The organism is Bradyrhizobium sp. (assembly GCF_035484855.1).
Classification (GTDB): domain Bacteria; phylum Pseudomonadota; class Alphaproteobacteria; order Rhizobiales; family Xanthobacteraceae; genus Bradyrhizobium.
Genome location: NZ_DATHOP010000023.1, coordinates 38,913 through 56,039 on the forward strand (window position 1 = coordinate 38,913; position 17,127 = coordinate 56,039).

The 17,127-nt window shown below is 63.3% G+C and carries 19 protein-coding genes; 7 read left to right on the forward strand and 12 right to left on the reverse strand.

Annotated features, from left to right (window positions below; translation table 11 throughout):
• Positions 1 to 22: 22 nt before the first annotated feature.
• Complete coding sequence (locus tag VK804_RS01930; RefSeq protein WP_325367229.1) at positions 23 to 325, forward strand: DUF6916 family protein; 303 nt, start codon at positions 23 to 25, stop codon at positions 323 to 325.
• On the opposite strand, the gene VK804_RS01935 is transcribed toward VK804_RS01930, so the two are convergent.
• From VK804_RS01935 to VK804_RS01965, 7 genes are all read right to left on the reverse strand, one after another.
• A complete protein-coding gene (locus VK804_RS01935) occupies positions 322 to 858 on the reverse strand; it encodes a GNAT family N-acetyltransferase (RefSeq protein WP_325367231.1) in 537 nt (178 codons plus the stop codon). The two genes, VK804_RS01930 and VK804_RS01935, sit on opposite strands and share 4 nt — an antisense overlap.
• 7 nt (positions 859 to 865) lie before the next feature.
• Positions 866 to 1,390: a phage tail protein gene (locus VK804_RS01940; protein ID WP_325367233.1), complete on the reverse strand. Its 525-nt coding sequence runs from the start codon at positions 1,388 to 1,390 to the stop codon at positions 866 to 868.
• A 10-nt stretch (positions 1,391 to 1,400) separates the two neighbouring features.
• A complete protein-coding gene (locus tag VK804_RS01945) occupies positions 1,401 to 1,907 on the reverse strand; it encodes a phage tail protein (RefSeq protein WP_325367235.1) in 507 nt (168 codons plus the stop codon).
• Between the two features lie 11 nt (positions 1,908 to 1,918).
• Entirely contained in the window at positions 1,919 to 2,416 is a 498-nt protein-coding gene (locus VK804_RS01950) for a phage tail protein (RefSeq protein ID WP_325367237.1), read from the reverse strand.
• A 287-nt stretch (positions 2,417 to 2,703) separates the two neighbouring features.
• Positions 2,704 to 3,975, reverse strand: coding sequence for a serine hydrolase domain-containing protein (locus VK804_RS01955; protein ID WP_325367239.1), 1,272 nt, complete (start codon positions 3,973 to 3,975; stop codon positions 2,704 to 2,706).
• A gap of 62 nt (positions 3,976 to 4,037) precedes the next feature.
• Positions 4,038 to 4,544, reverse strand: a complete 507-nt coding sequence (locus VK804_RS01960; protein ID WP_325367241.1) for a hypothetical protein — start codon at positions 4,542 to 4,544, stop codon at positions 4,038 to 4,040.
• A 107-nt stretch (positions 4,545 to 4,651) separates the two neighbouring features.
• Complete coding sequence (locus tag VK804_RS01965; protein ID WP_325367243.1) at positions 4,652 to 5,899, reverse strand: PLP-dependent aminotransferase family protein; 1,248 nt, start codon at positions 5,897 to 5,899, stop codon at positions 4,652 to 4,654.
• 154 nt (positions 5,900 to 6,053) lie between these two features.
• Between VK804_RS01965 and ribB the strand changes: the two genes are divergently transcribed.
• From ribB to VK804_RS01980, 3 genes are all read left to right on the forward strand, one after another.
• Entirely contained in the window at positions 6,054 to 7,130 is a 1,077-nt protein-coding gene (gene ribB / locus VK804_RS01970) for a 3,4-dihydroxy-2-butanone-4-phosphate synthase (protein WP_325367245.1), read from the forward strand.
• 171 nt (positions 7,131 to 7,301) lie between these two features.
• A complete protein-coding gene (locus tag VK804_RS01975; RefSeq protein WP_325367247.1) occupies positions 7,302 to 8,516 on the forward strand; it encodes an acyl-CoA dehydrogenase in 1,215 nt (404 codons plus the stop codon).
• A gap of 159 nt (positions 8,517 to 8,675) precedes the next feature.
• Positions 8,676 to 9,602: an MBL fold metallo-hydrolase gene (locus VK804_RS01980; protein ID WP_325367249.1), complete on the forward strand. Its 927-nt coding sequence runs from the start codon at positions 8,676 to 8,678 to the stop codon at positions 9,600 to 9,602.
• Positions 9,603 to 9,683: 81 nt separating this feature from the next.
• Here VK804_RS01980 and VK804_RS01985 read toward each other — a convergent pair whose 3' ends face one another.
• Positions 9,684 to 10,535 (reverse strand): DUF1499 domain-containing protein, encoded by an 852-nt coding sequence (locus VK804_RS01985; RefSeq protein ID WP_325367251.1) that lies wholly within the window; start codon positions 10,533 to 10,535, stop codon positions 9,684 to 9,686.
• Positions 10,536 to 10,808: 273 nt separating this feature from the next.
• Positions 10,809 to 12,437, reverse strand: a complete 1,629-nt coding sequence (locus VK804_RS01990; protein WP_325367253.1) for a fatty-acid--CoA ligase — start codon at positions 12,435 to 12,437, stop codon at positions 10,809 to 10,811.
• A 56-nt stretch (positions 12,438 to 12,493) separates the two neighbouring features.
• Between VK804_RS01990 and VK804_RS01995 the strand changes: the two genes are divergently transcribed.
• Positions 12,494 to 13,462: an extensin family protein gene (locus VK804_RS01995; RefSeq protein ID WP_325367255.1), complete on the forward strand. Its 969-nt coding sequence runs from the start codon at positions 12,494 to 12,496 to the stop codon at positions 13,460 to 13,462.
• 132 nt (positions 13,463 to 13,594) lie between these two features.
• On the opposite strand, the gene VK804_RS02000 is transcribed toward VK804_RS01995, so the two are convergent.
• Positions 13,595 to 14,266: a L,D-transpeptidase gene (locus VK804_RS02000; RefSeq protein WP_325367257.1), complete on the reverse strand. Its 672-nt coding sequence runs from the start codon at positions 14,264 to 14,266 to the stop codon at positions 13,595 to 13,597.
• A gap of 337 nt (positions 14,267 to 14,603) precedes the next feature.
• On the opposite strand from VK804_RS02000, the gene VK804_RS02005 reads away from it, so the two are divergent.
• Together VK804_RS02005 and VK804_RS02010 are read left to right on the forward strand one after the other, a co-directional pair.
• On the forward strand, positions 14,604 to 15,584 hold the full coding sequence (locus VK804_RS02005) for a magnesium transporter CorA family protein (protein WP_325367259.1): 981 nt from the start codon (positions 14,604 to 14,606) through the stop codon (positions 15,582 to 15,584).
• A gap of 261 nt (positions 15,585 to 15,845) precedes the next feature.
• Positions 15,846 to 16,064, forward strand: coding sequence for a hypothetical protein (locus VK804_RS02010; RefSeq protein ID WP_325367261.1), 219 nt, complete (start codon positions 15,846 to 15,848; stop codon positions 16,062 to 16,064).
• Between the two features lie 93 nt (positions 16,065 to 16,157).
• On the opposite strand, the gene VK804_RS02015 is transcribed toward VK804_RS02010, so the two are convergent.
• Both VK804_RS02015 and VK804_RS02020 read right to left on the reverse strand, forming a co-directional pair.
• Positions 16,158 to 16,910, reverse strand: coding sequence for an SDR family oxidoreductase (locus VK804_RS02015; protein WP_325367263.1), 753 nt, complete (start codon positions 16,908 to 16,910; stop codon positions 16,158 to 16,160).
• A 23-nt stretch (positions 16,911 to 16,933) separates the two neighbouring features.
• The coding region (locus VK804_RS02020; RefSeq protein ID WP_325367265.1) for a pyridoxine 5'-phosphate oxidase C-terminal domain-containing protein at positions 16,934 to 17,127 on the reverse strand (194 nt) is incomplete at its 5' end.

The following is a 17,127-nucleotide window of genomic DNA, read 5'->3' on the forward strand; positions in this document are numbered from 1 at the left end:
CTCGAACCGGGAGGATATCGACATGGCGCCAACGGCGGACCTCGCCGCATTGCAGCTCGGTGATTTCTCGCCGCAGCTCGATACGATCTTCGACATGGAGGTGGCTGGCGGCAACATCGCGCTCAGGCTGGTGAAAGCCGACCCGGGCGGCCAGAGCGGCCGGGCCGGCGGCGCTTTCTCGCTGCTGTTCGTGGCGCCGGCCGGGCCATTTTTGCCGCAGGCGATCTATCCGCTCGAGCACCCGGCGATCGGCAGGATGGAAGTGTTTTTGGTGCCGATCGGGCCGCTGCAGGGCGGCAACGGCTACCAGGCGGTGTTCACTTAAGAAGCCGCGCTCCAGCGCATCAGGTCGTAGACGCCCTTGTCCTCTTCGGTCGCAAAACCGAGACGCCGGTAGAGCCGCATCGCCGGATTGAATTTCTCGACATGGATCGATACTGCCTTGCCGCAAGAGGACGCCTCGTCCATCAGGTCGCGCAACATCGCGGTGCCCAGTCCCTTGCCGCGGTGCTCCGGCAGCCAGGCGATGTCGATGATGCAGTGCTGGCTCGGCCATCGTTCGATGTAAAGGCGGCCGATGTCTTCGCCACCCCGCATCGTCACCAGCCAGTCGGCTTTCGGATAATATTGCTGGTAATGGGCGTGCTGGGCGCGGAACTGGCTCTCCAGAAATGCCGCCTTCTGTTGGTCTGACCACCCGGTCGCTGCAAGTTCCTCGGTCCGGGTCGAGGCATAGAGGCGCGCGAGAAACGGCAAATCAGCGTCGGTGATCCGGCGAAAAGTCAGCCCGGCATCGGCGGCGCGCGCCCAGCCGAACGGCGCCGCCGCGCCGGTCGCCGACGAAGGCTGGTCGATCATAGGGGGCTTACGTGCGTGGCGGGTACACGCCCTGCAGCGCGATGCAGAAGTTCAGCGTGAGATACGGCATCAAATTGTTGTGCGGCTGGCCGCCGCCCGCGGGCGCGATCGCGTTGCCGCTCATCGCCGTCAGGCTGGTTGTCGTGTTCTTGTAGGCGCTGCCGGGAGTGGACCGCGAGTAGCTCGACGTCGGCCCCGGCGTATTGACGTCGGCCGTGCTGACGTCGCCCATCAGGCTGTGGCCGTGCAGCGGCATTTCCGATTGCAGCAGCGTGACCGTGTCCGATCCGCCGCTTTCGCCGAGGTCGTGCAGCGAAAGCCCCGGCCCCTGTCCGGGATGCATCGGTGCGCTGCCCTGCAGGTTCGGCAGCGCGAAATTGGACTTGCCGTCGCCGCCATAGGTGGTGCCGAGCAGCGAGAACAGCGCGGTGTTTTGTGAGATCGGCAGCAGATACCCGTTACAGAACGCCCAGCCCTTGGGTGCGAAGTTGAACGGAAAAATGCGAATCTCCGCGACGAACGGATTGGCCATGGACGCGCTCCTAGGTCGGGCTCGGGTAGACGCCGAACAGCGATATGATGAAGTCGATGCAGAGATATGGCTGGAAATTGCTGTGCGGCTGGTTGCCGCCCGTCTGCGACACCGCGAGGTTAGACATCAGCGCGCCGGGCGTCGCGTTGCGATAAATCTGGATCCCGCCCGTCGTTCCCGTCACATTATTGGTCGGCGGGGTAGTCCCGGTGGCAAGGCCGGTTGACGCCAGCAGCGGATGGCTGTGCGAGGGAATCTGCTGCGTCGTCAAGGTGACCGTCTCGGTGCCGCCCTGCTGCGCCAAAATGAATCCGGAACCGATATGGACCGGAACCCGGCCGCGCAGGTCCGGCAGCCCGAACGTGCTCTGGCCGTCGCCGCCATAGGTGGTGCCGATCAAATTAAACAGGGTTTCAAATTCGGAGATCGGGAGCAGCTGTCCTTCGCAAAACATCCAGCCGGCCGGCGCGAAGTTGCCGCCGAACATGCGGATTTCTCCCACATAGGGCTGTGACACGGGATGCTCCTCTAGGTTTGCGAGGGGAAGATGCCCTGGAGGGCGATACAGAAGTTGAGGGTCAGATACGGCTGCTGGTTCGCATGCGCCTGGTTGCCGCCGGTCGCCGAGAGCGAAGCAGGGTTCATCGACGTCAGACTGGATGGACCGGTATACACATTGGCGACGGTGGCCAGCAGGTTGGCGGGAACCGTCGGCAGGTCGGCAGCGAGCGTGGTGCCGCTGAGGGTGTGAATGTGGGTCGGCAGTTCCGAGATCGACAGCGTATGGCTCGTCTCGCCGCCTTGCTCGCCGAGCGTATGGCCGCTGCCAGAGTGCATCGGCACTCGTCCCTGCAGGTTGGGTATGCCGAAAGTGACGCGGCCGTCACCACCATAGGTGGTTCCTAGAAGAGAAAACAACGCCTGGTTCTGATTGATCGGAAGCAGCTGCCCATTGCACATCGCCCAGCCCTTGGGCGCGAAATTGAAGGACATCATCTTGATTTCCGAAAGAAACGGTTCGGACATGCGCGCTTCCCCCCAGCCATCTTACGTTGCCAGTATGGCATAGCGCAGCGGAAAGTCGACATGAATCTGCAGCGGTTGTGCGGAGGCTTTGAATTGACCTTCGCGTGCAGAGGTGCCAGCGGGTGTTACAAAATATTTCGGGCCCCGATGTGCGCTGCCCGTACCGGCGAGACGTCGCGGGCGTGTTGGAGCGTTTTCGAGCGAAGTGGTCACCGGTTCGCGTTAAGAAAACGCGTCAGATCAAGAATCTAGAGCCCCGTTTCGATTCCATCGAAACGGAAAAGGCTCTAGTCGACGATCGCCTGATACACCAGCGCGTTGATTTTCTGGCGATAGTGCCAGCGGATTGGGCCCGGGGCCGCCGACAGATACACAACCGCCAGTTCTTCCTTCGGATCGACCCACCAATCCGTGCCGCTGGCGCCGGGCCACGAGAACTGCCCGACCGATCCCATCATGCGGACCACGCCAGGCGTCGTGCGCACGGCAAGCCCAAGACCAAAGCCGTAATCGGCCCGCGTCGGGTCGGCATTGCCGACGAGATTCTTGATGTTCGCGCCCAACTGGTCGGAAAGCATGTAGTCGACCGTCTTGGGGCCAAGCACGCGGGCCTCGCCGGCGCGCCCGCGATTCATCAGCATCATCGCGAAGCGCAAATAGTCCGACGCTGTGGAGGAAGCGCAGCCGCCGCCGCACTCGAATTTGAGCGGCTGCGTCAGTTCGGGATTGCGAAGCTGCGCCTTGCCGGTGTCGGGATCGGCCGGCAGCGGCTTGGCATAGCGCGCCGCCTTGTCCGCGGGCACCGCGAAGCCGGTATCGGTCATGCCGAGCGGCGCGAACAGGTTCGCCTGCAAATATTGTCCAAGCGATTGTCCGCTGATCTTCTCGATGGTGAGGCCCATCACGTCGAGGCCGAAGCCGTAATCCCAAACGGTCGCCGGTTGATACAGAAGCGGCAGCGAGGCGAGCTTGTCGAGGAAGGCCGCGCCGTCATAGTCGCGCGCGGCGTCCACGCTTCCGCCGGGATACATCTTGTGCACCAGCGTGTTGCCGCGGCCGCCATAGATCAGGCCGGAGGTGTGGCGCAGCAGGTCCTGGATCGTGATCTGCTTTTTGGCCGGCACGGTCTCGGCCACGGGCTCGCCATTATCGTGTATGGCGACCCGCATGTCTGCGAATTTGGGAAAATATTTGGCCAGCGGATCGTCCATCAGGATCTTACCCTGCTCGTAGAGCATCAAGGCGCCCACCGTCGTCATCGGCTTGGTCATCGAGGCGACGTTGAAGATGGTGTCGGTGGTCATGGCGATGCCGGCTTCCTTGTCGCTAAAGCCATAGGCATCGAGCATCACCAGCTTCCCGTGCCGGGCGATCGCGATGACCGCGCCGGGAATGCGTCCGTCCGCGATGTCGGCCTTCAGAACAGCGCCGATCCGCGCCAGCCGCTCCGAGGAAAGGCCGACGTCTTCGGGTTTCGCACGCGGCAGCGGGTCGCCGGCAAAGGCTGCGCCGGACACCAGCACGCAAAGCGTGGTCGCGAAAATTCTGAGGGCAGTCATGGAGGCTCTCCCGTTCGGGCTCTTGCGGCCCTGTTTGCGTGAGATGAGGTTAGGGCAAGGCGTTAGCGGAGGCCAGCGGCGTTCGCACTCGTTTTCTCAAGGGCTGACCGCGCGCCAGCGCGGCATTTTTGCAGAGCCGGTGTCGGGTTGCCGTTGGCGGTGAAGATGCCGTCCCTGATGCTGTATGCGTCCTTCTGGTCGTGATTATACATCGTGCGCACGCTGCCGTCGGGCTGCTTCATCAGTCCGTAGTCGCGGGTCTGCTTGAACTTCGGGAAGAACACGCGCAAATTCAGCATGCTGTCTGCGGAAACCTCCGCGCCAACCACTTCGTTCTCATCCGTGGAGTCGCCGAAGTCGCGCCGGTGCACCACCCGTTCATCCGCCATGATCTCATAGATCAGCAGCGTGTTTTGGTCTCTGCCGGGCTTGTGCGAACAGTCGCGCGACCACGATCCGATCAATCCCCAGTTACGCACGGCCTGGGCCACGGTTTCGGCGGATGCGCCGAACGAGAGCGTCAGGGAGAAGAGGATGGCCAGCGCCAGCCGGCTGAATTGCCCGTTCAACTCTTGCGCTCCGTTTCAGTAACATCACCGCCGATCGAAGCTTAGCATTTCGATATCGTCGTGTAACGGCGGTTGATTCAACCGATCGCGACGGCTCTCCTCCAAGCTCAAATGGAGGTGCGGGCGCGCGCCTCCACGTTGGCGATTCTCGCCGGCACGCCGAACTCCCTGCGGCACACCTCGGCGAGCACGGCAACGCCTTCGCGGATCTGCTCGTGCGAGGGACTCGCAAAACACAGCCGCAGCCGGCTGCCGGCATAGGGCTTGTCGGTCGACCATTCCGGGCCCGGATTGATGGCGACGCCGGCGGCAAGCGCCGACTGGTAGAGCTTTAGGGTATCGACATTGTCCGGAAGTTTGACCCACAGGAAAATGCCTCCCGAAGGCGTCTCGAATTCGGCGGAGGTGCCGAATTGCTCGTTGAGCGCCTCCATCAGCGTGTCGAGCTTGGCGCGCAGGCCGCGCGTCAATTTCGGCACATGCGTGGAAAAATGCGGCGCGCAATATTCCGACAGCACCATCTGCTCGAGCGCGCCCGAACCGGCGTCGGTCTTCAGCGCCAGCATTCGCGACATCAAGGCCCAGGGCGCGACGATGAAGCCGACGCGGAGCGCCGGTGCGATCGATTTCGAAAACGAGCCGATATGGATGACGCCGCCATTGTTGGCCATGGCATAGATCGCGGGCGGCCGCTTGCCGTCCCAGATCAAATCGGCATAGCAATCGTCCTCGAAGATCGGAACGCCATATGCTTGCGACAGTTTCAAGAGTTCGGCGCGGCGCGCCTCCGGCAGGATGGTGCCGGTCGGGTTTTGCACGGTCGGGATGGTGTAGATGTATTTCGGCGTGATGCCGCGCCCTTTCAGGTCGGCCAGCGCTGCCGCCAGCGCGTCCATCCGCATGCCGTGCTGGTCGAGCGGAATGCCGACCATGTTGACGCCGAGCCGGGTCAGCCGGTTCAGCGCGCCCTGGTAGCTGTCGCGTTCGACGATCACGGTGTCGCCGCGCGACAACAGCGTCGCGTTGACGAGGTCGAGCGCCTGCAACGAGCCGGACACGATCAGGATGTCGTCGGCGGCACAATCGATGCCGGCGTCGCGCTTTAATTTCGCTGTGAGGAATTCGCGCAGGGGACGATAGCCCTGCGGGCCGCTGGCCAGCCCATAGGTGGCGAGCGTCCTGCCCTCGCGCCGCAGTACCGCGTCGACGGCTTCGATCAGGCCTTCGACCGGGACCTGATCGGGGTCATTGTTGCCGCCGACGAAACTGTACTTGGCAAGCCCGGTCCATTTCGCCGCCGGCGCGGGCAGGCCCGCGGGCAGCAATGGCGCGAAATCGAAGGCGGTGGATGGCATGAACGGCGTCTCCCTTGTTCTTGTTGGCAGTATCCTAACCAAGTCCGACACGCTTGTCTCGCTGCGACGCCAGAGCCGTTCTGCCCTGCGTATTGAGGCTGGCGCGGGCGCAAGAGTCCGGTTAATGCTCCGGCGCAAAGCGAGACCTTAAAGTATGGCCGACTCGATTCAGGACGTCCTGCAAGCCTTCGCCCTTGGCGAACTCGTCGTCGTCACTGATGACGACGACCGCGAGGGCGAGGGCGATCTGATCGTCGCGGCCTCGCTATGCACCGCCGAAAAGATGGCGTTCATCATCCGTCACACCTCCGGCATCGTTTGCGCGCCGATCACGCCCGAGGACGCGCGCCGGTTGCGGCTCGATCCGATGGTGGCGCACAACGAATCCAACCACACCACCGCGTTTACGGTGTCGATCGACTACAAGCCCGACGGCGGCACCGGGATTTCGGCGGACGAGCGCGCCTCCTGCTGCAGGGCGCTGGCCAATCCCAACGCCGGCGCCAATGATTTCGCGCGGCCCGGCCATGTGTTTCCGCTGATCGCGCGCGACGGCGGCGTGCTGCTGCGCTCGGGCCATACCGAGGCCGCGGTCGACCTCTGCAAGCTAAGCGGCCTGCCGCCCGTCGGCGTGATCTCCGAATTGATGAACGACGACGGCACCGTGATGAAGGGCGAGCAGGTCGCCCGTTTCGCGGCCGCCCACAAGCTCAAGCACGTCACCATTGCCGACATGATCGCCTATCGCCAGGCGCGCGAGAAACTGATCGAGCGGGTCTCGACCTTCACCACCGAGAGCCCGATCGGGCCGCTGCAGGGCTATGCCTACCGTTCGCCGTTCGATACCATCGCCCATGTCGCCTTCGTCTATAACGGGATCGGCGACGGCCGGAACGTGCTGACGCGCTTCCACAAGCCCAACATCGTCAGGGACATTTTTACCGGGCACAAGCGCATGCAGGCGGTGCTCGAGCATTTCAGGAGGGCTGGCCGCGGCGTGCTGGTCTATTTGCGCGACGGCGCCGCCGGCGTTCCCGTGGCACCCCTGCCGGAGGAGAAATCCGCCGAGGCCGACCGCAACCGGCAATGGCGCGAGGTCGGCGTCGGCGCGCAGATCCTGCGGGATCTCGGCGTCACCTCGATCCGCAACCTGACGTCATCGGTGCACGACTACAAGGGCCTGTCCGGATTCGGCATCGAGATCGTCTCCAGCGAACAGCTCGAAGGGTAGTCACCGTCATTCCGGGGCGCGCGTAAGCGCGAACCCGGAATCTAGAGATGATATACTCGATCGAGATTCCGGGTTCGCATCTTCGATGCGCCCCGGAATGACGAAGCCATTGCAATTGCGCTTCTGCGCGTATCGCTCTAAAATAAATACAATGACGCGAAAGGAATTTTCATGAGCCTGCGCCCTCAGACCAAGGACAAGCCGTCGGCGGTGAATTTCCAGTGGGACGATCCGTTCATGCTCGACGAGCAGCTCACCGAGGACGAGCGGATGATCCGCGACACCGCGCGCGCCTATGCACAGGACAAGCTGATGCCGCGCATCGTCAAGGCCTATCTGGAAGAGAAGGTCGACCGCGACATTTTCCACGAGATGGGCGAGCTTGGCCTGATCGGCATCACGCTGCCGGAGGAGTATGGCTGCGCCAATGCGAGCTATGTCGCCTATGGCCTGGTGGCGCGCGAGATCGAGCGGGTGGATTCCGGCTATCGCTCGATGAATTCGGTGCAGTCCTCGCTGGTGATGCATCCGATCTACGCCTATGGCGACGAGAACCAGCGCAAGAAATACCTGCCGAAACTCGCCACCGGCGAATGGGTCGGCTGCTTCGGCCTGACCGAGCCGGATGCCGGCTCCGATCCCGGCGGCATGAAGACCCGTGCCGAGAAGACCTCGGACGGCTACCGGCTGACCGGCACCAAGATGTGGATCTCCAACGCGCCGATCGCCGACGTGTTCGTGATCTGGGCGAAATCGGCCGAGCACAACAACCAGATCCGCGGCTTCATCCTGGAAAAAGGCATGAAAGGTCTTTCCGCGCCGAAGATCGGCGGCAAGCTGTCGCTTCGCGCCTCCGTCACCGGTGAAGTGGTGATGGAGGGCGTCGAGGTGCCGGAGAGCGCGCTATTGCCCAATGTGTCCGGCCTGAAGGGCCCGTTCGGCTGCCTCAACCGCGCCCGCTACGGCATTTCCTGGGGCGCGATGGGAGCGGCCGAGGACTGCATGCACCGCGCGCGGCAATACACGCTCGACCGCAAGCAGTTCAACCGGCCTTTGGCGGCAACGCAGCTGGTGCAGAAGAAGCTTGCGGACATGCAGACCGACATCGCGCTCGGACTTCAAGCTTCACTGCGCGTCGGCCGGCTGATGGACGAGGGCAAGATGGCGCCGGAGATGATCTCCATCGTCAAGCGCAACAATTGCGGCAAGGCGCTCGACATCGCGCGGGTGGCGCGTGATATGCACGGCGGCAACGGTATCCAGATCGAGTACCACGTGATGCGCCACACCGCGAACCTGGAAACCGTCAACACCTATGAAGGCACCCACGACGTCCACGCTCTTATTCTCGGCCGCGCCATCACCGGCATCCAGGCGTTTTCGTAGACTACGCTCCAGCGCCAACGCGTGAGGAGCGGCGTTGCCTCCAAGTTTCGTCATGGCCGGGCTTGTCCCGGCCATCCACGTCTTGGCTGCTAAAAAGAAAGACGTGGATGCCCGGCACAGGGCCGGGCATGACGGACTTGAGCTACGGGTGAAATAGCAATGGCCGACAACGACGATGTCCCCTTCAATCGCAATTTTCCGCTGAAACCCGGTGTAGCCGAGCAAGTCGTGCCCGGCGTGCGGCGCGTGCTCTCCGACAATCCGAGCCCGTTCACCTTCACCGGCACGGTCAGTTACATCGTGGGCAAGGGCAAGGTCGCGATCATCGATCCCGGTCCCGATAGCGAGGAACACGCCGCAGCCCTGCTGGATGCGGTGCGCGGCGAGACCGTGACCCATATCCTGGTCACCCACACCCATCGCGACCATTCGCCGAACACCGCAAGGATCAAGGCCGCGACCGGCGCCACCGTCTATGCGGAAGGTCCGCATCGCGCCTCGCGGCCCCGCTTCGAGAGCGAGAAGCACAATCCGGAATCCGGTGCCGACCGCGATTTCAGGCCGGACGTTCAGGTCAGGAATGGCGAAACCATCGCGGGCGATGGCTGGAAGCTCGAGGCGGTGGCGACGCCGGGCCACACCGCCAATCATCTCGCCTTCGCCTGGCCGGAGCGAAAGATAAGTTTCGTCGGCGATCATGTGATGGGCTGGTCGACCTCGATCGTCGCACCTCCCGACGGATCGATGATCGACTACATGGCGTCGCTCGAGCGGTTGGCGCAGCGCGAGGAGCAGCTGTATTTCTCCGGCCATGGGCCGGAAATCCCGGATGGACCGCGCTATGTCCGCTTCCTGATCCGCCACCGCCAGGCCCGCGAAGCCTCGATCCTGCATCGCCTCGCCAAGGGCGAGACCGATATCCCGACCATGGTGCGCGCCATCTATATCGGCATCGACCCGCGGCTGATGAACGCCGCCGGCTATTCCGTGCTGGCGCATCTGGAAGACCTGGTCGCGCGCGGCATCGTGGCGACCGATGGCGATCCGGTGATCGGGGGGATGTATCGTTTGGCGAGTGGCGAATAGCGAATGGTGAGTAGCGAGTGGGGAAGAGCCCGTCGCTGACTTTTCTATTCGCTATTCGCTACTCGCCATTCGCCTCGCTTCTCACTTCTTCACCACCTTCGGCGACGGCTTCACCGGCACGACCGGCTTCTTGACCGGCTTGAGGTTGGTGTCGTCGGCGGCGGTGTTGATGTCGTCGATCAGTCTCGAGATACGCGCGGCGTTGCTGCCGAGATCGCTCTCGAAATAGCGTGATGCCGAGCGGATATCGACGCGCGATCCGTCGCCGTCGGCGGTGACGCGGATCGAGACGTCCTCGCGGAAGCCCATGATCGGGGTGCGCGCCACCGCCTCGATGCGGCCGAGGCGGCGCGGGGCTAAGGGAGCGCGCTCGTCGATCACCAGCCATTTGCGCTTGTTGACGAGGCCCAGGGTGATGTCGAAGGCGCGCTGCGCGCTCACATCGAGTTCCACCGTCTCGATGTCAGGATAATAGAGCCGCTGCTGTTCGGCCGAATAGAGCCCGGCATAAACAGCGGTGTTGGTGCCCTCGCCGGTGCGCAGCCGCGCCAGGGCCTCGAATTTCGGCGGGTCGATCGGATCGGTGGTGATGTCGTGGATCGGCGGCAGCCTGCGGTATTGCAGGCCGAGATAGGCGGGGTAGGCCAGCACCACCGCGTCGATCAGGAACGCCAGCAGGATGCGGCTCATGCCGCGCGAGCCGTTCTGCCAGATCGCGGCAAACGCGGCAAACCCGACCAGGATCGAAAGCCCGGCACAGGCGAGCGCCCCGAAGAAGGTCGCCAGCGCCGGTTTCATCTCCAGGAAGCCGAAGCGGACGATGATGATCGAGACCACGACCGCGATCACTGAGAATACCGCGAGATTGCGCGCCCATGAGGCAAGGCCGGACACGGGTTCCGACTGATAGGGAGCGGAAAACCTGCGGGCCATCCTTGAAATGTTCCAATATGGATTTGGTCGGCGGAATATGCTCCGGCGGACGATCCGGCGCGCAGGTGACCTAGCGCATTTTTCGACCCCCTGTGAAGCCGTTTATGCCGGAAAATACGCCCATCCCAAGGCAGGTCTGAAGGTAGGTCTCAAGACAGGCAGCGCGTGCCCCGTTTGCTGCAGGGCGCGCGCTTGCAATTCTAATCGGGGATTGTTGGCAAGCTGCAAGCCGTCCATCCCTCCCGTGAGGGAGGGATGGACGCGCCTTCGCCCTCACGCCGCCGCGTTCGGGAAACGATAGGCCTTGAAAGTGTCGCGCAGCGCGGTCTTCAGGATCTTGCCGGTGGCGGTGTGTGGGATGCTGTCGACGAATACGACGTCGTCGGGCATCCACCACTTCGCGATCTTGCCGTCCATATATTTCAGGATGTCCTCGCGGCTGGCGTTCTGGCCGGCCTTGAGCTGCACGATCAGCAGCGGGCGCTCGTCCCATTTCGGATGATAGACGCCGATCACGGCGGCTTCGGCCACCGCCGGGTGGCCGACCGCGAGGTTTTCCAGGTCGATCGAGGAAATCCACTCGCCGCCTGACTTGATCACGTCCTTGGAGCGGTCGGTGATCCGCATGTAGCCGTTGCTGTCGATGGTGGCGACGTCGCCGGTGTCGAAATAGCCGTCGTCGTCGAGGATGTTGGTATCGACGCGGAAATAGGCCTTGGCGACCGCGGGGCCGGAAACCTTGAGCCGGCCAAAAGTCTTGCCGTCCCACGGCAGCTCCTTGCCGGCATCGTCGGTGATCTTCATCTGCACGCCATAGGGCGGGAAGCCCTGGGTCTGCAGGATGTCGAGCCGCGCGTCGCCCTCGAGATCGGCGAATGGCGGCTTCAGCGCGGCCAGCGTGCCGAGCGGGCTCATCTCGGTCATGCCCCAAGCATGGCGTACGGTGACGCCCATGTCGACGAACGCCTTGATCATCGAGCGCGGCATGGCAGAGCCGCCGCAGACGACGAATTCGAGCTTGGGCAGTTTCAGATTGTTGGCGGCCATGTGGTTGAGTAGCATCAGCCATACCGTCGGCACGCCCGCGGTATGGGTGACCTTCTCGGTGTCGAGCAGTTCGTAGACGGAGGGGCCGTCGAGCTTCATTCCGGGCATGATCAGCTTGGTGCCCATCGCCGGCGCCGAGAACGCAATCCCCCAGCTGTTGGCGTGGAACAGCGGCACCACCGGCAGCATGACGTCGCTGGCCGAGGTCCCGAGCGCGTCCTTGGCATTCGCCATGAACGAGTGAATGACGTTGGAGCGGTGCGAATAGAGCACGCCCTTGGGGTCGCCCGTGGTCCCTGAGGTGTAGCACATGGCGGCGGCGGTATTTTCGTCAAAATCCTGCCACTCGAATTGGCCGTCGGCCTGCGCCAGCCATTCCTCATAGGCGACCGCGTTCTTCAGCGTGGTCTGCGGCATATGCGCCTTGTCGGTCAGCACGATGTAGCGCTCGACGCTCGGCAGCTTGTCGGCGAGCTTCTCCAGGATCGGCACGAAGGTGGTGTCTACCATCACCACGCGGTCGCCGGCGTGGTTGACGATCCAGGCGATCTGTTCCGGGAACAGGCGCGGATTGACCGTATGGCAGATGGCGCCGATGCCCATGATGCCGTACCAGCATTCCAGGTGGCGCCAGGTGTTCCAGGCAATGGTGGCGACGCGGTCGCCGAGCTTGATGCCGTCGCGCTGCAGCATCTGCGATACTTTCAGTGCGCGCTTGTGAATTTCGGCGTAATTGGTGCGGACGATAGGGCCTTCGACCGATCGCGTCACGACCTCCTGGGTGCCGTGATATCTCGCCGCGTGCTCGATGATCCGATGACACAGCAAAGGCCAGTCTTGCATCAATCCAAGCATACGAACGCTCCTCCAGAAATGTGTTGTCGCTTGCCGCGGGTCTTCACGGAATTGCCATGAACTTTAGCGCGGAGAAAGCACGCCGCAAATGGCCTTGTGGCGGCTTTCGCTGCGGCGAATGGCCAATGGTTACCCTTGCCGCGGCGCTCCTGATGTTCTGCACGCTGGCCGACCCGGCTGCGGCGGCGCGGCGGGACCCGGCGCCGTGGGGCGACCTGTTCGGGGTGCGAACGCCCAGGCTGCGCGGGTCCCTGCTTCCAGCAGTGGTGCCATTGCCGAAACCTCGCCCGGCCGAGGCCCCGGCGGCCGAGCCGGAACAGCCGGCGACGGCAACACAAAACCCTCCCCAGACCGAGAGGCCGGCCGAACAGCCCGCGTCCGCGCCGCAGCCCTCGGCCTGCCGGATGGCGCTGACCGAGGAGATCGCCATCGCCCCCAGCATGGCCGACATCCACGGCCCCGGTGGCTGCGGCGGCGAGGACCTGGTGCGGCTGGAGGCTGTGGTGCTGCCGGACAAGCACAAGGTCGCGGTGACTCCGCCGGCGACCTTGCGCTGCGCGATGGCCTCGGCCATCGCCGACTGGATCCGCACCGACGTGACGAGCCTTGCCGCCGGCCTCGGCACCGAGCCCGTCGTGCTCGACAATTTCGACTCCTATGAATGCCGCGGATTCAACCGGGTTGCTGGCGCGCATCTATCCGAACATGGCCGGGCCAACGCGCTCGACGTGCGCGCGATCAAGCTCGCCGACGGCCGGTCGATCGGGCTCACCGACCGCACGGTGTCGCGGGAGTTGCGCGAAACCGTGCTGCATTCGGTGTGCGCGCGGTTCATGACCGTGCTGGGACCGGGCTCGGACTGGTATCATGAGGACCACATCCATCTCGACCTGATGGAGCGCCACAACAATTACAAGATCTGCCAGTGGAACGTGTGGGACCCGCTGCCGCAGGTCGCGCCGTTATTGCCGGCGATACGGCCGGACGAAGCCCCGCCGCGCGAGGTTGCCAAGAAGGGTGAGTAGCGAATGGCGAGTAGCGAGTAGCGAAAGAAGGTTCGGCCGCCGTGCTTTACTATTCCCTACTCGCCATTCGCTATTCGCCAAAAAAAAGCGCCGGCAAAACCGGCGCTTTTTGAATTCATGCTAAGAGGCCGGCTACTGCACCGAGTTGCCGCCACCCTGCAACGCCATCTGCGAGTTAAACGGTGAGTCGCCATGATGCGGCTCCAGCACCACCACGATGGTGCCCAGCTTCACCCGGTTGTACAAATCGATCACGTCCTCGTTGGTCATCCGGATGCAGCCGGAAGAGATCGAAGCGCCGATATATTCCGGCTGGTTGGTGCCGTGTATCCGGAACAGCGTGTCCTTGTTGCCCGAATAGAGGTACATCGCGCGCGAACCCATTGGATTGTCCGGTCCCGGCGGTACGAAAGAGGGCACGCCGAGCCGCTCGATTTCGCCCTTGGTCGGGTGCCAGGGCGGCCACTCGGTCATGCTGCCGATCTTGGCGACGCCGGACCACGCCATGGCTTCCTCGCCGACGGTGATGCCGTAACGGATCGCCTTGCCGTCGTTGAGGACGTAATAAAGATAATGATTGTCGGAATCGACCATGATCGAACCGGGCGCTTCCTTGCGGTGATACTCGACGATGGCCCTGCGGAACGGCTCGGCGACCGGCACGTTGGTGTAGCGGATCTTGGCCAGCAATTCCTTGTCGTGCGGCTTGAAGGCGGCAGTATTGGTCGCCTCATAGGTCGTCTCCATGCAGCCCGAAAGCAGCAGGGTGGACGCCAGGATTGCCAGTTTTACTTTGAACGACATGTTTTACTTCCAATCGAAAGCCTTACGCTCGCGCACCAACCCTGCGTCCCGAACGCTACGACTCCATTGCCGCCATTATCGCCGAAATTGGTCATAATTCCAGACCTTAGATGCCTATTCCGCGCTGCGGGAGCCCGGCTGTGTCTTTTTTACCTCAAGTTATCTCGCGGCCGTCTCATTTTTGGGCAAATGGTTGCCTTCGCCAAATCAGGGCCATGCCAAAGCCACCCAGCCGCCACAAATATCGCGCCGGGGTTAATAGTCAGTCATCAAGCGCTTGCCAGAATGGAGCCAAGTCCTGTTGGGTAAGCGCCGCCCGCCTTGTTCCGGAGTCGCCATGTTGTCGGTTTTCGTGCCTGCCGAAGCCTCCCTGAAGAAAGCGGCCGTTACCGATCTCGACGCGCTGCCGGAGGCCGCGGTCTGGATCGATCTGGTGAAGCCGACCGCGCCGGAGGACAGGGCGGTGGAGCGACTCGCCGGGATCGCGGTGCCGACCCGGGAGGACATGCAGGAGATCGAAATTTCCTCGCGTCTCTATATCGAAAACGGCGCGCGCTACATGACCGCGACCTTGATGTGTGCGGCCGACACCGAGAATCCGCGCACCACCGCGGTGACCTTCGTCCTTGCCAGTCATCGGCTGGTGACGGTGCGCTATGACGAGCCAAAACCGTTCGTCCTGGTCGAGAACAAGCTGGCGCGCGCTTGTCCTGCCGGCATCACCGGCGAGATGGTGCTGATGGAGCTTCTGGATGCCGTGATCGACCGCAACGCCGACATCCTGGAGCGGGCCGGCAGCGACATGGACAACATCAGCCACAGCATTTTCGAACCCGAGGGGGCGGCGCGCACCGGCCACGCCAAGCGCTATTCCGACATCCTGATCGCGATCGGGCGCAAGGGCGACTTGACCTCGAAAGTGCGGGAAAGCCTGGTCTCGATTGGGCGGGTGGTGACCTTCGTGGCGGCCGCCGTCGACGGCGTCAAATGGTCCAAGGACATGCGCGAGCAGCTCAAAACCATGCAGCGCGACGTCACCTCGCTGACCGACCACGCGAGCTACCTCTCCAACAAGATCACCTTCGTGCTCGACGCCATGCTCGGCGTCGTCAATCTCGAGCAGAACAACATCATCAAGCTGTTCTCGGTGATGGCGGTGGTGCTGATGCCGCCGACTCTGATCGCCTCGATCTACGGCATGAATTTCAAAATGATGCCGGAGCTGGAATGGGAACACGGCTATTTGTTCGCCGTGATCGCAATGGTGTTCGCAGCGGCCGGGCCCTACATGTATTTCAAGTGGAAGAAGTGGCTGTAGCCAGAGCGGGCCGACGCGGCACAACAAATTCGGCGTCATCACCGGGCTTGTCCCGGTGATCCACGTCTTGCTTTCTTTCGTTGCGGTTTAAAGACGTGGATGGCCGGGACGTCTAGGGCGAAGACGCGCTTCGCGCTTCTGCCCGGCCATGACGGCATCCTTGCTGTCCTCCTCAATTCCTCTCCTAAAATTTGAGCGGTGCGCTGAACGATTGAGCGAAGTCTTTCTGCGATAACGCTGGCTCACGCGGCGAGGACTGCAATGGTTGAGAAATTCATAATTTCAGGCAAGAACGTCGTCGATCTCGCGTTCTACCAGCGAAACCGCGGGGTCAGGGCGGCCGCGATGTCGCCGCGGCTGTGCCGGCATTGCGGCGCGGCGCTTGCCGACGGCGAGCGCGAGGACGAGTGCTCCAGCGCCTTCAACATCGAGGCCAGCCTGCGCTGGCAGGCCGCGCAGATTTTGCGCGGGCTGGTGTGAGGTTGTTCTCATTCCGGGGCGCGTCGAAGACGCGAACCCGGAATCCCGAGATTCCGGGTTCGATGCTCCGCATCGCCCCGGAATGACGATGGCCTACACGTGTTGCCCGCCGTTGATGTGGATCTCGGCGCCGTTGACGTAGGAACTCGTCTCCGTGCACAGCACATAGATGATCTTGGCGACTTCGTCCGGCGTGCCCAGACGATGCAGCGGGATCTGCTCGGCGACGATCTTCTCGGTGCCCGGCGACAGGATCGAGGTATCGATCTCGCCCGGCGCGATCGCGTTGACGCGCACGCCGTGGCGGCCGAAATCCGAGGCCATCTCGCGGGTCAGCGAGGCCAGCGCCGCCTTCGAGGTGGCATAGGCCGCGCCCGCGAACGGATGCACGCGGCCGCCCGCGATCGAGGTGACGTTGACCACCGAACCCTTCGCCGCCTTCAATTCCTCGATCAGCCCGCGCGCCATCATGATCGGCGCAAAGAAGTTGACCCGGAACACGTGGCTCCAGGTTTCGATGTCGGTGTCGATCGAGCCGAGCCGGCCGCCTCCGGCAGCCTTCGGCGAAATCGCGGCGTTGTTGACCAGGGCATGCAGCGCGCCGCCTTCCAGCCGCTCGCGGATTTCCGCGATTGCGCGGGTGGTGTCGGCGTGGTCGGCGAGGTCGACCTGGATGTGGTCCTCGGGGCCGGCGTCCCACGGGCAATCTTCCGGGAAGGGATGCCGCGAACAGGTGATGACGCGCCAGCCGGCCGAGGAAAAGCGTATCACGGTCGCATGCCCGATGCCGCGGCTGGCGCCGGTCAGAAGCAGCGTGCGCCGTGGGGTGTTGGCGGAATTCGGCATCTCGGTCTTTCAGGCTGTGGACATCAGGGATAAAGCCGCGTCTTGGACCAGGGCTGATCGGGTGCGTCGCGGCGAAATTCGATACGGTCGTGCAGGCGGAACGGACGGTCGTGCCAGAATTCGAACTGCAAGGGCGCGATGCGCCAGCCGCTCCAGCCGGGCGGACGCGGCACCTCGCCGATCACATGCCTGGCCGCGACTTTTGCGATCGCCTGCT

What these genes read in the sequence shown, in the direction of transcription:
- VK804_RS01975 (WP_325367247.1), top strand. Translation starts at nt 7,302, where the DNA reads ATGAGCCTGCGCCCTCAGACCAAGGACAAGCCGTCGGCGGTGAATTTC.
- VK804_RS01930 (WP_325367229.1), top strand. Translation starts at nt 23, where the DNA reads ATGGCGCCAACGGCGGACCTCGCCGCATTGCAGCTCGGTGATTTCTCG.
- VK804_RS01940 (WP_325367233.1), bottom strand. Translation starts at nt 1,390, where the DNA reads ATGGCCAATCCGTTCGTCGCGGAGATTCGCATTTTTCCGTTCAACTTC.
- VK804_RS01995 (WP_325367255.1), top strand. Translation starts at nt 12,494, where the DNA reads ATGAACTTTAGCGCGGAGAAAGCACGCCGCAAATGGCCTTGTGGCGGC.
- VK804_RS01935 (WP_325367231.1), bottom strand. Translation starts at nt 858, where the DNA reads ATGATCGACCAGCCTTCGTCGGCGACCGGCGCGGCGGCGCCGTTCGGC.
- VK804_RS01990 (WP_325367253.1), bottom strand. Translation starts at nt 12,437, where the DNA reads ATGCTTGGATTGATGCAAGACTGGCCTTTGCTGTGTCATCGGATCATC.
- VK804_RS01980 (WP_325367249.1), top strand. Translation starts at nt 8,676, where the DNA reads ATGGCCGACAACGACGATGTCCCCTTCAATCGCAATTTTCCGCTGAAA.
- VK804_RS02015 (WP_325367263.1), bottom strand. Translation starts at nt 16,910, where the DNA reads ATGCCGAATTCCGCCAACACCCCACGGCGCACGCTGCTTCTGACCGGC.
- VK804_RS01985 (WP_325367251.1), bottom strand. Translation starts at nt 10,535, where the DNA reads ATGGCCCGCAGGTTTTCCGCTCCCTATCAGTCGGAACCCGTGTCCGGC.
- VK804_RS02000 (WP_325367257.1), bottom strand. Translation starts at nt 14,266, where the DNA reads ATGTCGTTCAAAGTAAAACTGGCAATCCTGGCGTCCACCCTGCTGCTT.
- VK804_RS01950 (WP_325367237.1), bottom strand. Translation starts at nt 2,416, where the DNA reads ATGTCCGAACCGTTTCTTTCGGAAATCAAGATGATGTCCTTCAATTTC.
- VK804_RS01955 (WP_325367239.1), bottom strand. Translation starts at nt 3,975, where the DNA reads ATGACTGCCCTCAGAATTTTCGCGACCACGCTTTGCGTGCTGGTGTCC.
- VK804_RS02005 (WP_325367259.1), top strand. Translation starts at nt 14,604, where the DNA reads ATGTTGTCGGTTTTCGTGCCTGCCGAAGCCTCCCTGAAGAAAGCGGCC.
- VK804_RS01965 (WP_325367243.1), bottom strand. Translation starts at nt 5,899, where the DNA reads ATGCCATCCACCGCCTTCGATTTCGCGCCATTGCTGCCCGCGGGCCTG.
- ribB (WP_325367245.1), top strand. Translation starts at nt 6,054, where the DNA reads ATGGCCGACTCGATTCAGGACGTCCTGCAAGCCTTCGCCCTTGGCGAA.
- VK804_RS02010 (WP_325367261.1), top strand. Translation starts at nt 15,846, where the DNA reads ATGGTTGAGAAATTCATAATTTCAGGCAAGAACGTCGTCGATCTCGCG.